Source organism: Candidatus Zixiibacteriota bacterium (genome assembly GCA_040752815.1).
Classification (GTDB): domain Bacteria; phylum Zixibacteria; class MSB-5A5; order GN15; family FEB-12; genus JAGGTI01.
This window is the reverse complement of the sequence record JBFMGC010000037.1, coordinates 1-15,009: the sequence shown is the minus strand read 5'-3', so window position 1 is coordinate 15,009 and position 15,009 is coordinate 1. Positions and strand designations below refer to the sequence as shown.

The 15,009-nt window shown below is 57.7% G+C and carries 11 protein-coding genes; 3 read left to right on the top strand and 8 right to left on the bottom strand.

Going from position 1 to position 15,009, the window contains the following annotated elements; all coding sequences use genetic code 11:
- Positions 1 to 56: 56 nt before the first annotated feature.
- The 6 genes from AB1772_09540 to AB1772_09515 all read right to left on the bottom strand — a co-directional run bounded on the left by AB1772_09540 (position 57) and on the right by AB1772_09515 (position 7,119).
- Positions 57 to 728 carry a nucleotide exchange factor GrpE gene (locus AB1772_09540; GenBank protein ID MEW5796591.1) on the bottom strand — a complete coding sequence of 224 codons (672 nt, stop codon included), beginning with the start codon at positions 726 to 728 and terminating at the stop codon, positions 57 to 59.
- Positions 721 to 1,794, bottom strand: a complete 1,074-nt coding sequence (gene hrcA / locus AB1772_09535) for a heat-inducible transcriptional repressor HrcA (GenBank protein MEW5796590.1) — start codon at positions 1,792 to 1,794, stop codon at positions 721 to 723. Before hrcA ends, AB1772_09540 begins: the two co-directional genes overlap by 8 nt.
- Before the next feature lie 536 nt (positions 1,795 to 2,330).
- Positions 2,331 to 3,929: a DUF4384 domain-containing protein gene (locus AB1772_09530; GenBank protein ID MEW5796589.1), complete on the bottom strand. Its 1,599-nt coding sequence runs from the start codon at positions 3,927 to 3,929 to the stop codon at positions 2,331 to 2,333.
- A gap of 19 nt (positions 3,930 to 3,948) precedes the next feature.
- Positions 3,949 to 4,821, bottom strand: a complete 873-nt coding sequence (locus AB1772_09525; GenBank protein MEW5796588.1) for a hypothetical protein — start codon at positions 4,819 to 4,821, stop codon at positions 3,949 to 3,951.
- A 173-nt stretch (positions 4,822 to 4,994) separates the two neighbouring features.
- Positions 4,995 to 6,347: a sigma-54 dependent transcriptional regulator gene (locus AB1772_09520; GenBank protein MEW5796587.1), complete on the bottom strand. Its 1,353-nt coding sequence runs from the start codon at positions 6,345 to 6,347 to the stop codon at positions 4,995 to 4,997.
- Positions 6,348 to 6,432: 85 nt separating this feature from the next.
- Positions 6,433 to 7,119: a hypothetical protein gene (locus AB1772_09515; protein ID MEW5796586.1), complete on the bottom strand. Its 687-nt coding sequence runs from the start codon at positions 7,117 to 7,119 to the stop codon at positions 6,433 to 6,435.
- Between the two features lie 471 nt (positions 7,120 to 7,590).
- Here AB1772_09515 and purD point away from each other — a divergent pair, with 471 nt between their 5' ends.
- The 3 genes from purD (at position 7,591) to AB1772_09500 (ending at position 10,306) form a co-directional block, all read left to right on the top strand.
- The gene (purD, locus tag AB1772_09510; GenBank protein ID MEW5796585.1) at positions 7,591 to 8,883 is read left to right on the top strand and encodes a phosphoribosylamine--glycine ligase; all 1,293 of its coding nucleotides are present in this window, start codon (positions 7,591 to 7,593) and stop codon (positions 8,881 to 8,883) included.
- Entirely contained in the window at positions 8,876 to 9,322 is a 447-nt protein-coding gene (gene purE, locus AB1772_09505) for a 5-(carboxyamino)imidazole ribonucleotide mutase (GenBank protein MEW5796584.1), read from the top strand. The genes purD and purE overlap by 8 nt, the downstream gene beginning before the upstream one ends.
- 69 nt (positions 9,323 to 9,391) lie before the next feature.
- On the top strand, positions 9,392 to 10,306 hold the full coding sequence (locus AB1772_09500; protein ID MEW5796583.1) for a tetratricopeptide repeat protein: 915 nt from the start codon (positions 9,392 to 9,394) through the stop codon (positions 10,304 to 10,306).
- Positions 10,307 to 10,451: 145 nt separating this feature from the next.
- On the opposite strand, the gene AB1772_09495 is transcribed toward AB1772_09500, so the two are convergent.
- Positions 10,452 to 11,708 (bottom strand): hypothetical protein, encoded by a 1,257-nt coding sequence (locus AB1772_09495; protein ID MEW5796582.1) that lies wholly within the window; start codon positions 11,706 to 11,708, stop codon positions 10,452 to 10,454.
- A gap of 96 nt (positions 11,709 to 11,804) precedes the next feature.
- The gene (locus tag AB1772_09490) at positions 11,805 to 14,675 is read right to left on the bottom strand and encodes a T9SS type A sorting domain-containing protein (protein MEW5796581.1); all 2,871 of its coding nucleotides are present in this window, start codon (positions 14,673 to 14,675) and stop codon (positions 11,805 to 11,807) included.
- Between the last annotated feature and the right edge of the window lie 334 nt (positions 14,676 to 15,009).

Sequence of the window (15,009 nt, the reverse complement as noted above, 5' to 3'; positions counted from 1 at the left end):
TCTATTCGTCATCCAAAACCTATTTCTTCTCCGATACCAGCGGTCAGCCGAGCTATTCACTCGGCCGGTCGGTCGGGCTCCGATTCCGGTGCCTTCCCTTTGCTGACCACTACACGCGCGTGGCGCAGGACCCGGTCGCCTACCGTGTACCCTTTGCTGATCTCAGCGGACACGATACCCTCGCCGTACTCATCCGACTCCGCGTGCACCAGCGCGTCGTGATACTTTGGATCAAAACGGCGGCCGATTGATTCAAGCGGCTTGACATCGTAACGGCTGAGCAGGCCATTTAACTGATTATATATCAGCTCGGTGCCGCTGCGCAGCGCCTCCAGTCCCGATTCGCCGACAGCGCCATTCTCGTTAGCGTGCCTGAGCGCCCGCTCGAAGTTATCCACGACATCGAGAAGTTCCAGGAACAGGCGGTCATTTGCAAAGCGAACCAGTTCATCGATTTGTCTGGCCATCCGCTTACGGGAGTTGTCCAGCTCAGCCAGCGCCCTGAGCCGCTGATCTTCGAGCTCGGCCACCTTGGCCTGCAGCACCTGCACCGGATCGACCTCCTCTGCTTTTGCCGCAGACGCCTGATGTTCGGGCGACAGCGCAGCCTCCGCCGGCTGTCCGTCGGCACCGACCGGAATAGTGCGCGCCGCATGTTGATCGGGTACCGCCCGAGCCTCGTCCGTTGCGGATCCCTTGACCTGTTTGTTTACATCCTTCTCAGCCATTGCGCTGCTGGTCTTTCTGACGGTCCATACCGGCGAGCAGATCGCTGATCGACCGGGCCGCGTATTCGACTATCGACACCGCCTTGCTGTAGGGCAACCGTGTAGGTCCGATTATCCCGACTGCGCCGGAGATCTCACCGACTTTGTAGGTTGCCGTAACCAGTGAACAGTTGATGATTTCATCTATAGCGTGTTCTCGGCCAATGGTGATCACCAGTCCCTCGCCCTGTGCCTGACTCAGGAAATCCGAAAGGACCCGGCCTTCCTCGACCACCTTCAGCATCGCCTTGAGTCGCTCACGGTCAGCGAACTCAGGCATCGCGGCCAGGTTATCAGTGCCGGAGAAGATGAGGTCCTCGGAGCGGTCTTCGCTCCAGATCTGGTCCTTGGAATCGATGACGATCTTGATCACGCGGCCGTGGCCGCTGACATCGGCCAGGCGCGCCGAAATCGTGTCCCGAATATCCGACAATGTCAGACCGCGAAGCCGCTCGTTCAGGACCAGCTCAACTTCAGCGATTGACTCATCCGCCAGCGATGTCTCCACCTCGAGAATCAGCGAGCGAGCCAGACCGCTGTGCATGACCACAACAACCATCAAACGATCATCAGCCACCGGTATCAGCCTGATGTCTTTCAGAATGCCGACCTCAAAGCGCGGAGCGACAGTGAGGCCAAGCTGATGCGTGATGTCGCTGAGTATCTTAGCTGTCTGTCCGAGAATCTCACGGATTCCGCGACCGTCCCGAACGAGTCGACGGCGGATGATTGTCTTTTCATCGTCAGACAGCGGCTCAGGGCGCAGGATGGAATCTACATACACGCGGTAACCGGAGTCGGTGGGGATTCGCCCCGCCGACGTATGCGGCTGCTCAACAAGGCCGAGATCCTCGAGGTCTTGCAGGGTGTTGCGGATGGTCGCCGATGAGAGTCCCATGCGGTATTTGTGGGCAATTGCCCGCGACCCAACCGGCCCTGCCGTAGCGATGTAATAGTCGATCAGGTTAGCTAGGACCTGCCTCTCGCGATCTGTTAGATTCTCAAACGCCACAACGAGTTCTGCCACCCTTTCGGCTGTACTGCCATAATGGCAGTCGTGCTGTCAGTGCCATTCTTATGTAACATCTGCTTAAACGTTCGTCAAGTGCTAAAGATTCCATTAGCCCGAATTGGGCGTTTCCCTCTCGTAGGTCGGGACCTTCACAGTCCCGACACCGTGTCGAAAAAGGGGAATCACTCCGAACCACCCAAACGTCCAGCGCCAGGAACTTCTTTATCTCACCCAAAGAGGCTGTCTCACAAGTGCGATCGGTTGAGTCTGCCCTTGCTTCGAGGCCGTCCCGCGGAGCGTGTCGGGCTCGAAGTGTGACCTGACGCCGTTGATCGGGAGCGGGTTAGGGGCGTCAGTTCACACCCCATTTACCTCGTTCAACGGTCAAGGCAAAAGGGGCAAGAACTGACGCAACTGTTTCAGCGTCTTTTGAGACAGCTGAGCCAGCCTCCAAACTGCGGCCTAATCGAATACACGCACCCGCTGCGACGAAAATGGGCCGGGCATCTGGTTGATACCCGGCCCTTGCGAGCCAAACGTGAGGAGGGAGACTATTTCTTGCGCGGAGTACCCGAGCTGGAGCCCCCGCCACCCTTGTCTTTACCGGAGCCGGAACTACCGCTGCCGCCACCGCCGGATGGGCTGGATTTCTGTCCGGCCGATGACGGCGATTTCGACTCGCCTTTGGAGCCGCCCGACGATGATGACCCGGACTTCGGCGCTTTCTTCGGTGAAACCTGGGCAGGCTTGTCGCGTTTCGACGGCGCCGAGTGCTTCTGAACCGAACCTGATTCAGTCTTACCCGAAGTCTTCCGTTTCTCTATCTTGGGACCACCACCGGAGGAACCGCCCGAGCTGCTCTTGCCCCGCGAACGTTCGATTGTACCTCCTCCGCTCTTTTGGCGGCCGCTTTTCTCACCCGAACTGCGCTTCTGTGAACGATCGATATCCGGCGAGCCGGACTTGTCGGTCGAGCCTTTGTGCTGCTCGAAGCTCTCCTTCTCTCTGGTTCGGCTGGTCGTGCCCCGCTTGCCCGCCTTGTCGGGGAAGGTCGCCGTGGAGGCGTCGGTCTCGTATCCGCGGTCGGTTTTCACCAACTTGGTCGAGCCGCGCACGAATTTCTTCGGGGCCGTTTCGAATGCGTCATCCAGCTTGCCCGACTGCCCGCTCTGTCCGGACTTGGACACCACCGCCCCGCTCTTTTTCAGAGCGCTCTCCATGCTCACACGACGAGATTCATAGTCAGGATATCCGTTCTGTACCGGGTTCCGGTACCCCGCCATGCGCACTTCCTTGTACTTGGACTTCACCGACGAACTCGTGACGATTATAGTCCGGTTGAACACAACCGTGTTATAGCGGGAGATGTGGAAATCGTGCTCCCACGCCCAACCGTACGGATCATAAATCGTGATCGTGTGCCAGCCGACAGCTATCCGCGGGATGTACAGCGGCGCGCAGCCCCAGTAGATGCCGTTGACATAAATCGACGCACCCCAGGGGTAATCGATATAGCAGTTGCCGTACACGGTCCAACTGGGATAATACGGGCGGTAGATGGGACGGAAGTAGTACTCTTCCCATTCGTTGACATAGATGACCGCGCGATCATAGGCGAACCGCTGCCCGCCGTAGTCGACGAAGTAGTTCGCGTTGACCCAGTCCATATAATCGTCGCGATCATCGTCCTCATCGACCACCAACTGCGGTCCGCGATACCAATCGGGAATCGGGAATCGCTCGCGCGAAGCGATGATCTGGATATTCTCGAACCCCTCGGGCCCGGAGACCACCAGATCAAAATCGTCATTGGCTCCGGGCAGGCTATAGGTCACGCCGCCGGTGACATAGTTATCCTCGCCCGGGTAGGTCGGGAAAAGCAGGTTGACCCGGCCGCGGGTATCAATTGAATACAGCGCTACAAAGGCGTCGCGGTTGACCCGGAAATAGACAACGATCTCATCGCCATCATAAAACTCGCCGTCGCTGTTGCTCGTCCACAACTCGACGTCGAGATACCGATCGACATGCGCCCGATCGTACTCCTCGTCACCGGTGACCGGTGCGATCGACTGGGCCGGAGTGATTCCGGCACCAATCCCAAGCACCAGCACGGTCATGAGGCTGGTCTTAAACGTTGTGCGCAACATTGCCAATCACTCCTTTCAGTTATTTAAGCAGCTCACTCGTTTTTGTTGACGCTTTGGGCTGTCCCCACTGGTCATCGTGAACCGGACGCACCGGCGGGGCCAGTTCGAGATTGCCCTCTACCGACTGCCAGGCCCACTGGAACCCGACAGTCCCGGACGGGGTTATTGACGTGATTCTGATCTTGGCGTAATGATTGTCACTTGTCCAGATGATATAGGTGTGGCCGACAATCGCCTCATAGTAGCCTAGCTCCGACCAGCCGAACTCCGGCGCCCAACCGACATCGTCAAACTCCGCGGTGTATCCTAAATCCTGAATATCGGTCTGGTTGGGAGTGAAGACACCGGCGTTCAGATACACGATGCCGTCGGCTCTGTCGACATAGACATCCGCCACCTCGGAATCCCAGGCCACGTTGGCATGTGTGGCGAGATTGAACCCGGCAAGGTTCGGCGCGAGGTCGTTAGGCTGCATCGTGCCGATATCCTCCGGCCTTGGGGTATCGAACACGTTCTCCGCAGAAAGCGGCGACTCCTGGCCGGCGTTGTCAACTGCCGTGACAGCGTACCAGTAGGTCACACCATTCGTAGCGCCGAAATCCCGGTACTCGTAGATCAGCAAATCCAGGTTGGGATTTGGCACGGCATCGACGTTAGCGATCGCCACGTAACCGGTCGTGGCCTGAAGCGAACGATAGACTCTGTAATAGTCGACATCCTTTTCGTAGATGCCGTTCCAGATCACCAGAACGCTGCTGTTGCCAGTGATAGAGTAAACTCCCTGAGGCGTGGCCGGAACTCTGTCAACCGGCGTAACTATGTTGTCGTCTTCGTCGCAACCGGCCAAACCGAGGGCCGCCAGGGCAAGAATCATGGTCAGAACTTTTGTCATAACGTTTTGTCTCCGTGTCCAAAGCAACATCGTTTCCACGCTTGTACAAACAAGCTGCGTGCCTGACGCGGTATCTTATTGTGAAGTAACGGGATACGCCGACGATTCGAGCCGTACGTTGGCCGTACAGGCACAAAAACTGTGCACAGGGACTTACCAGCGCACAGAAAGGCTCAGGCCGGACGAGATAAGTTGTATTCTTTGATTTTGGTGCGCAGGGTATTCCTGTGAATGCCCAACCGCTCGGCGGTCATCCCGATATTCCAATCGAGCTGGTTCAGGCAGAATAGAATGTGCTCTTTTTCAACCTCGGCCATTGGCCGGATTCTACCGGACGCCGTGGCCACAGTGTCATGTTCGAGACCGGCCAGATCGTTTCGAGTGAGACTGGTCGAGCGCGTGAGAATGATGGCACGCTCGATTATATTCTCCAGCTCGCGCACGTTCCCCGGCCACGAATACGCCGTGAGCGCCGCGGCGGCCGAGGCATCCAGGCCGCGCACTTCTCTACCGATCTTGCGCGCGTACTTCTCGATAAACTTCTGAGCCAGGAGAAGCACGTCGCCGGTGCGCTCTGCTAGGGGCGGCAGATGGACGTTGACGACATTAAGCCGGTAGTAGAGATCCTCGCGGAGGACCCCTTCTTTGACCATTTTATCCACATCGCGATTGGTGGCGGCCAACAGTCTCAAATCGAGCTTGATCTCACGCACCGAACCAAGCCGCTCAATACTCCGCTCTTCAAGAACGCGGAGCAGCTTTACCTGCATGGTCAGCGGCATTTCCCCCACTTCGTCGAGAAAGAGCGTGCCGCCGTCGGCAAGCTCGAATCTCCCCTGGCGGGCGCGATCCGCGCCGGTGAAGGCTCCCTTCTCGAAACCAAAGAGCTCGGATTCCAGAAGTGTTTCCGGAAACGCGGCACAGTTGATCGCCACCAGCCGCTTGTCGGCGCGCGGCGAGAGTGCGTGGATGGCGCGTGCCACCAGCTCTTTCCCGGTGCCCGACGACCCCGTAATCAAAACAGTCGTATCACGCGGAGCCACCAGGGCGATCATCTCGCGTACTTTCTGGATGGCCGTCGACTGGCCGATTATTTCGGTCTCTGGAAAGAAATCCTTCAGCCGCTCGCTTAGAACCTGGTTGTCGACAACGAGTCGATTCTGCGCCGCCGCTTTCTCCAGGCGAAGCAGAAGCTCGTCGAGGTCCTGCACCGGTTTGGTGATATAGTCAAATGCGCCGGCGCGCATTGCCTCGACCGCCGATTCTACTGAACCGAACGCGGTCAACACGATCACCTGGATGAAGGGATTTATGCTGCGCAGCTTCTGGAGCAGTTCCAGTCCGCTCATGCCGGGCATCTTCATGTCCACCACCGCGAGCGGGGCGAAGACTTCGTGATAGAGATCGAGCGCCGCCTGGCCACTGTCAGCCTGGGTAATCTGGTAGCCGTGTGATTCCAAAAATCCGGCCAGCAACTGACGCTGGTTGGCCTCGTCGTCAACAAGCAGCAGCTTTTCTGAGGGCATGGCGCGAATCTATTGTCTGGCTGGTGGTCAGACAAGAAAAAAGCCCGCCGAGGGCGGGCTTGTCGATAGCAGAGCAGGTGGCGAATCAATCGCCGCCAAAGAACACTTTGATACCGGCATGAATATCGATCACCCCGGCCGTCTCACCGAATGGGTAGGCAAGGTCTCCGTAGTCACCCTCGACATCTTTGGTCAGCGCCGTGTGGTAGTTGGCCTCGGCATACAGGCCACCATAATCGAACGTGTAATAGAACAGTCCGCCGCCGACCCCGAAGGCAAACGCGGGGTTGTATGACAGCTCGCGGTATTCATAGCCGGGAATGTTACCGTCGTACACTCGGGTGGCGAATTTGACGACATCGACCCCCGCGTGGCCCTTGATATAGGGCAGAAAGTTGGACTCGCCCTGAAAGTAGTATTTCACGTAAGCGGCCGGGCTGATCAGGCGATGATTCATGGATCGTGGCTCGGCTTCATCGGCCTCAATCCCAAATTGGGCGTAGTTCATGGTGACTCCGACCACCAGGCTCGGCGTCAGGAAGTGCCCGACATCGAAACCGACATTAAACCCGAACCGGGCACCGATCTTCTCCGTGACTCCCTCTGTGGTAACACTCCAGTCGGAAAGACTGCTCATCGGCAGCGCCCCGCCGCCGTAAATGCCTACTTCCATGAAATCCTTGACGGACTCTTCATCGGCTTCCTGGGCCGCGACCGGGGAGCAGCAGAGCGCACCGATCAGCACCGCCAGGAGCAAGGAGAACCTTTTCATCGCCATAACCTCAAACGCAGAAGATTTGTCGTTGCATCCCAAAGCTATGCGACCCAACGGTCGCGCCAACGAGGGGCCAAGATAAGGATTGGCCCAAGGGCTTGTCAACAGCATAAGTCCAGAAGATTCCAGACGCTTCCGGAGCAGCGATCAATCGGGTGGGCGCAGGGAAATTGCTCGCAAACCTGGCGCAACACGCCTTATGTGTGCGTGGTGGACGTCCTCGTCCACCACGATTCTCCACACCTCGGGTCACTCGCACCGCCGCCCGATCCCTGGCGCACCAGGAGGTACGCCAGGCACAAGTGGTGGTCGGCCCCTTCCGTGCCGGCGGTCGGCCCCTTCTGTGCCGGCGGTCGGTCCCCTTCAGTGGTGGCGGGCGACCCTGCCCGACAGCCCGCGCCAAAAAACAAGTTGTCCGAGGGCCACAATGTCGTATTATTGCCCGCTTTAAGGGATTGGTAACCGGCTATGAAGGTTCTTATTGTCGGTTCCGGGGGTCGCGAACACGCGATAGCCTGGAAGCTGAAACAGTCCAAAAAGATCCAAAAGCTGTTCTGCGCGCCCGGCAACGCCGGGATGATGCGAATCGCCAAGTGTGTGAATATCAAGGCCGACGATATCGAGCGCCTGGCTGAGTTCGCCACCAGTTCGAGAATCAACCTCACTGTGGTCGGCCCGGAACAGCCGCTGGCACTCGGTATTGCCGATGAGTTCAAGCGCCGCAAACTGAAAGTGTTCGGTCCCGAGAAGTCCGGTGCCCGCCTGGAATCATCGAAAGCCTTCGCTAAGGAGTTCATGCAGCGGTATCACATACCGACTGCGGCGTTCAAGGTTTTCGACAATCTCACCGAAGCTGTCGGGTTCTGCAAGGGCATGGAGTTCCCGACTGTGATCAAAGTCGACGGCCTGGCTGCCGGTAAGGGTGTCATCATCGTCCGGGATTTCAAACAGGCCACCGCGACGCTGGAACAGATTTTTGTGGAAAAGAAGTACGCTGAGGCCGGACACAAAGTGGTGATCGAATCCTGTCTGAGCGGCCAGGAAGTCTCGATAATGGTAATCACCGACGGCAAGAGCTATATCCCCCTTCTGCCGAGCCAGGATCACAAGCAATTGCTCGACGGTGACACCGGTCCCAACACCGGCGGTATGGGAGCCTACTGTCCGGCTGAGTTTGTCACCGAAAAAGTCATGTCACAGATTACACAGTTTGTTCTTGAGCCGGTGATCGCGGGTCTGCGAAAGGAAAACATCCCATACAGGGGTGTGCTTTACGCCGGACTGATGCTTACCGATGCCGGCCCCAAGGTACTCGAGTTTAACTGCCGCTTCGGTGATCCGGAAACCCAGGCCGTTTTGCCACTGCTGAAAACTGATCTGCTGGAAGTGATGAAGGCTACAGTCGACGGCCAATTGGACAAGCTGCCCAAGCTGGAATGGCGACGCGGATCGGCTGCCTGTGTCGTGCTGGCGTCGAAGGGTTACCCTGGTGAGTATCAAACCGGGTTGCGGATATCGGGACTGCAGAATGTCGGCGAGGAGGGGGCGTATATCTTTCATTCCGGAACCCGTAAAGACGACAACCAGTGGGTAACTTCAGGCGGGCGCGTGCTTGGTGTTATGGGCATGAATGGTAATCTTAAGGCGGCTCTGGCCAAGGCATACCGGATCGTCAAACGAATCAGGTTTGACGGCGTCCATTATAGACGTGATATCGGTTTTCGCGTGTTAGACGAGCAGAAGCGAGAAGAGAATGCCTAAAGTACTTATCGTTGTGGGATCCAAGTGCGATCTTGAGTACGCCGAGAAGGCGTCTCAGCAGTTGAAAACTCTGGGGATTGAATCGACCACCGAAGTCTCGTCGGCGCACCGCCACCCCGAGCGCACAGCCCAACTGGCGAAGCAGGCGCAATCCGATGGCTTTGAGGTGGTGATCGCCATGGCCGGCCTGGCGGCTGCTCTGCCGGGGGTTGTAGCCGCGCACACGATACTTCCTGTTATTGGGGTGCCGCTGCCGGCGGCGCTCGATGGACTCGACTCTCTGCTGGCAACCGTGCAGATGCCGCCCGGGATTCCGGTGGCGGCGGTTGCAATCGGCTCGCCGGGAGCCACCAATGCCGCCGTTCTGGCCGCAAGAATTCTCGCCCTAAAGTATCCTGAGGTCAGGAGGGCACTGGACTCTCACCGGGCCGGCTTGTAACATCCGGCGGGATCAAATCGTCCTGGAAATTGTATTAGGTCTTGTAGATTTGCCATTTTGAAAGGAGCAATGATGATTCGTCGAGGTCTTCAATTCTCGTTAATTGTGTTCTCGCTCGCCGTGAGTCTGGGCAGCATTTCCGGGTACGCCCAGGAGGGGACGAAAGACGACGCCACCGCGGCCAAGGAGGCGTACAACGAGGGTATCAAGCAGATGCAGGGCGGCAATATGGATATGGCCATTACGATGTTCCAAAGCGCCATCTCCAAGGACCCGGATTACGTCGATGCCCGCCTGAACCTGGGTGTCGCCTTTTTCCAGACGGCGCGGTTCGATGAGGCCCTCGAGCAGTTCCAGATAGTCGTGAAGAAGAACCCGCAGAGTGTCGACGGTTACGCCAATCTTGGGCGCGTACAGAATAAGTTGAAACGCCGCGTTGAGGCCGAACAGGCTTTTCAGTCGGCGCTGGCAATAAGGCCGGATGATCCGGCAATCCTTGGCGAGCTCGGCAAGATACAGTACATCGGCAACAAGTACGCCGATGCCACGGCAACTTTCGAGAAGTGCCATTCCGGCGGGGGCGGGGACGAGACCACCTACTACTATCTGGGCAAGTCATATCAGAAGCAGGAGAAGATGTCTCAGGCAATCGCGGCGCTTGACAAGGCACTGACTTTTGACTCGAAGAACTACAACGTGCACTTCGCGCTTGGGCAAATCCACCTCGGTCAGCAGAAGTATTCCAAGGCAGCGGCCGCGTTTAAGGCGGCAATGGGTGCCGACCCCGGCAAACACCAGGCCTCGTATAACTACGCGGTAGCGGTCGAATCGGAGTTCCCGGATAACATCGATGCCAACATCGCCAATTGGAACGCATTTATAAGGCATGCGCGCAACAACGCAAAAGCCAAGAACGACGTGGCTATCGCCGAGCAGCATGTCAAGGACCTGCAGGAACGGAAGACCAAGCTCCAGGAGCAGTAGGTTGTGCGAGGCGGTCATCGCCGCCAGTAATCCAAACCCCGGTCGGCCTGGCCGAGGTTTCTCATTGCAGGACTTCGTCAGACAATGGAAAGCCCCGCAGTGGTTACCCGTCTGCGGGGCTTGAGGCACTAAGACCTACAGGGGTTTATTTGTTGTCGAAGACCACTCTGGAGAATTCCTCCCAGTCGATATACTCCTCGTCACCGTCGGCGGCGGTTACGATGATGCCCTTGTTGTCCTCGTCGACATCATTCGATCCGCGCAGCCGGAATACCCTACCATCCGAAACGGTTACATCGGATGAGCGCCCGGAGTTCTTTTCAATCTGCTTAATCAACCCCATCTCTATCTTGAACTCCATGTCGCGGTAGTTTCCGTTGAGCAGCTCCCAGCTGTACACCTCATCATCGTCCCAGCAGATTTCGCCCGAAAACTTCTCGCCGTCCTCAGTATAGACCGTGCCCTTGAGCTTTCGACCGCCGTCGAAGTCGGCGTACCTGACAGCTCGCGGGGCCGTCTTGAACTCGAGCTTCTCAAACTCGCCCCAGCCCACACTCACCTGACCGAATGCCGGATCGCACACGATTATACCCCTGTTCCCCTCATCTACATCGTTGGATCCGCGCAGCAATACGGTGTCGCCGGCCTTCATAGCCACTTCGGCCCCGCTGGAACTATAGCGTGAGATCGACGAAATCCTTCCGAACGGCACCTTGCGGCTGCGGCGGCGATCCTCACCATCGAGAATGTCTTCCTCGAAAAGTTCGTCAACATCCCAGCAAATGAAACCGGTAAACTCATCGCCCCGCCTCGTCGAGACCGTGCCGTACAGACGTTCCCCGAACACCGACGGCTTCCCGGAACCGGCATCGCTGAATTCTATCAGCTCGATATCCTCCCAGGAGAACTCCACCTCTCCCTCATTAACGTCCTCGATGAGGATTTCACGAATACTGGTGCCGATGTCGGTCGACCCGTTGTAGAGCTCGATCTCTTCTCCGCTCTTCAGAATCAGCAGGGCGCGATCATCATCAGTCACTTCAAGCGATCTCAGGTGCCCAAACCTGATGCCTGATTCGGACGCTGAGCCCTCGAACACAAAACCGTAGTTGTCAGGGCCGGTTGAGAGGTCCAGGCCGAACAGCTTCACCGACGATCGACGGCTGCTGTACTTGCGACGCGTGGAACGGGAGCTGTGCTCGCGCTTGTCCCTGTCACGGGTGCCGTCCAGGATGTCCACCCACGATCCCTCATTCTTGTCCCACCGTATCAGCCCCTTGAAAGTGTCACCATCGACAGTACGAATTGTTCCGGAAATTCGGCCCGAGTTATCGGCCATCGTCGGCAACCCGATCGCTGTCATCGCCAACGTCAGTAACCACAGGTGTATCGGCTTTACCATGCAGCCTCCAGCAAGTTCCTGTCTCACAGGTAACGAATACGAAAAAGGCCGCCCAAGGTTTACTCGGCGGCGATTTTTTTTCCATGGAGGACGGGTTTACTTGATCAGGACCATCTTGCGGACCAGCGAGATGCCAAAGGCCCGGATTCGGTAAAAGTATATGCCCGACGGGGCCTCGCGGCCGTCATCGAATCGGCCATCCCACAGCAGCTTATGCACTCCGGCCGGCAGTACCTCACCGGCCAGGAGCGAAACTCGCTGGCCCAGGATATTGAAAACCTCGAGTTCGATCACGGCCTGGCGCGGCATTTGGACAACTATTGTGGTCGAGGGATTGAACGGGTTGGGGTAGTTCTGCTCCAGCGTAAAGGCCTGCGGAAGTTCAGCCACGGGATCAGCGTCCACGCTGGTTGGGTCGTCTATCCTGATCAGGCCGGGTAATGCCGACGGATGACGGCGATCTCCTGACGGCCCGACCGTAACCGCAGCTAAACGATGTGAAACCGCCTCACCCGCCTCGAAAACACCCGTGGTTTCTTTGGCCGTGAGACGTACCCAAACCAAGTCAACAGCCGAGGGGGCCAGAACACTTCCGGTGTGGGCGCCGGTGACGGTAATGCCCATCACCCCCAACACCGTGTCCACGGTACTGTTGACGGTCATGACGTCAGCCAAACCGGCATCCACTGTCACGCCATCCACACTCACCAAGTCGGGGTCAAAAGTAAGTGGAAGAATAATCTGTTGTGTCGAGTCGTGTAGGACGACTTGCACCGCGAATGAGTCTGCGGCACCGGCGGCCATGTCCAGGTCAGCGACTATGATGGTGTCCCGGCCGGGCAGAAGGTAGTCCATCACCACAGGGAGGTTCACAAACTGATGAAAGGCGTAAGGGTCGGCAAACTCCACCCGGGACACGTTTAGACCATGGCTCAGAGCGGCGGTGTTCACGGTCAGCCGGACGGTGTCGTTATCGCTGCCGAAAAGCGTCCCAGCCTGCAGCCATGACCCGAAAGCCGTGGCGGCCCAGTTGAGCGCTCCCGTTCCGGCGTTACGAACCACGGTGAATAGATCAAGGCTGTCCAGCCTCTCACCGGCGACGTAGAAGCTGTCTGGATCAAGTTGGATGTACGGCGAGTTATCCGAGGCTTCAACCCTCACCCAAATTGTTTGCGGCGAGTTGATCGCCCCTTCGGCCACGACCTGAATGGAATCAAATAAAACCCCCGAGGACAAGGTGGCTCCGCTAGCCCAAACCGAAACGACCGTATCATCTATCCCCGATACCGGTTCCGCGTGCAGCCAGTCGAGCGCCTCGGTAATATGCCAAGTCAGATGTCCCGCACCGACGTTAGCGATGCTGACAGCCTGACTTGCGGAGTCCTCAAGTCCTGCGAACACTCTGAAAAAGAGCGTGTCCTCGGAGAGGCGCAGGATTGGAGCGGTAACATCGAGCCGCACTGTCACCTGCACCGACGAGTCAATGTTGTCGAGGTCGAACAGCGTCAAGGCTCCCAGATACGATCCGTACGAAAGTGTGTCCGCAAGTATCGAAACGGTTACTGTAGCCGGCGTTACCCCGTCCGACGGCGCTGCCTGAAACCAATTGTGCGACCTGAGTACCCGGAAATGAAGCGGATTGTAACCGTAGTGGTCGATTCTCATCGGTTGCGGGTCAGGCAATTCTCCGCCTGCGAGCATCTCGAAACGAAGTGCATTCGGAGTTGGCACCAGAGTGGGATCGTTGTAGCGGGTTATCGAGGCGAATATGTCATAGTGTCCGTTGCGTTTATCGGCCCAGGTGATGTAGCGATAGCGGCCATCGAGGGCCACGTCGGCCTGCAACTGCGCTGAATCACCCAAGCTGTTAGCGCGGAAATTCGCCTCGCGGATGACCCCGTCGACATCGATCATCTGCCCGACAATATCGTACGACTGGGCGGTGCCCGATGAATCCGACCAGATCATGGCCACGTTGCCGCGGCGGTCGGCGGCGATACTCGGCTCGCGCTGGGCGCGCTGGGTGCCGTCCTGGTTGACCCGGCTTTCGACAGCAACAGGCGTCATCATGGTGTCGAACTTGCGCGCATAGATGTCGGGATTCGCCGGATAGACCCCGTTGCGCCAGTCTACCCACACCACCGTGAAGTGCCCGGCCCCGTCGGCAGCCAGGTCGGGAAAGGCCTGTCGCGACGTACCCGTGTTCGAGTTGACTTTCACGTTTACTCCGAGACGGCCGCCGGACAAATCGTATCGCTGTACAAAGATATCATCATTGCCGAGGCGATTGTCGTACCAGGCGACTGCGAACCAGCCCTCAGGGGAGACCGTCACTCTCGGGGCGTGTTGCTGGGCCGTGCCGGTATCGTCATTGACGCGGAAGTTCGCGCCGACACGGGATCCGTCGGACCCGATCGACTGGCCGTAGATATCCCAGTTCCGGTTTCGATAATCAGCCCATACCACCACCCCGCCACCCCAGGGCGAAAGAGCGATATCAGGTGTCTCTTTCAAGGAGTCGGGAAGCTCGATTGTTAAGGCGGAATTGCTCGCTATGGGTGCGGCGGATGTATCCAGTTTCTGGATGTAGATTCGGGGATCAAAGGGATAGATACCATCGCGGAAGTCCTTCCACACCAAGGTGTACGTGCCGGCAAGATCGGCCGCGATCGCCGGTTCGGCCTGATAGGCGGTTCCGGCATCATCGTTTATGCGACGATTAACACCGAGAGCGGCGCCATCGGCGGAGAATCGTTGAATAAAGATATCTGCTGAGCCTGAGCGACGGTCGACCCAAGTGATCACGAAGCTGCCGTCGGAGGACACTGCAATACGGGGGTGGTCCTGATCAGATGAGGTCCGATCGTCATTGACAAGAAAATCGCTTCTATCGGCGAGCACGCTACCGGCAAGGCAGGAGATCGCCAGCAACAGGATTAATGCCGGGTATGACTTCGCACAGTTCACCACAGTGCGACTGGCAACAAGAATGCCCGCCCTTCCGGGCGGGCGAGCTTTCTTGATGTTTTTGGTAAGCCGTTGCGTTGCCGAATCTTAAGATTCGAGGCGGCCGGGCCTCCGAACCGAATCGGCACCGCGGCCTACCTGCCATGGAAATCAGTTCCGCTCCTGGCGGAGCTAATTTCCACGACCGCTAACGGACCTTCTTCTTATGGCGATCGGCGCGTCTACGTTTTTTCCGCTTGTGCGTTTTGATCTTCTGGCGTTTGCGTTTTTTTCCGCTTGGCATTCAGCCTCCGTGATGTTGCCCGCCGCAGGTTAGAGCGAGAGCTTGGTGATC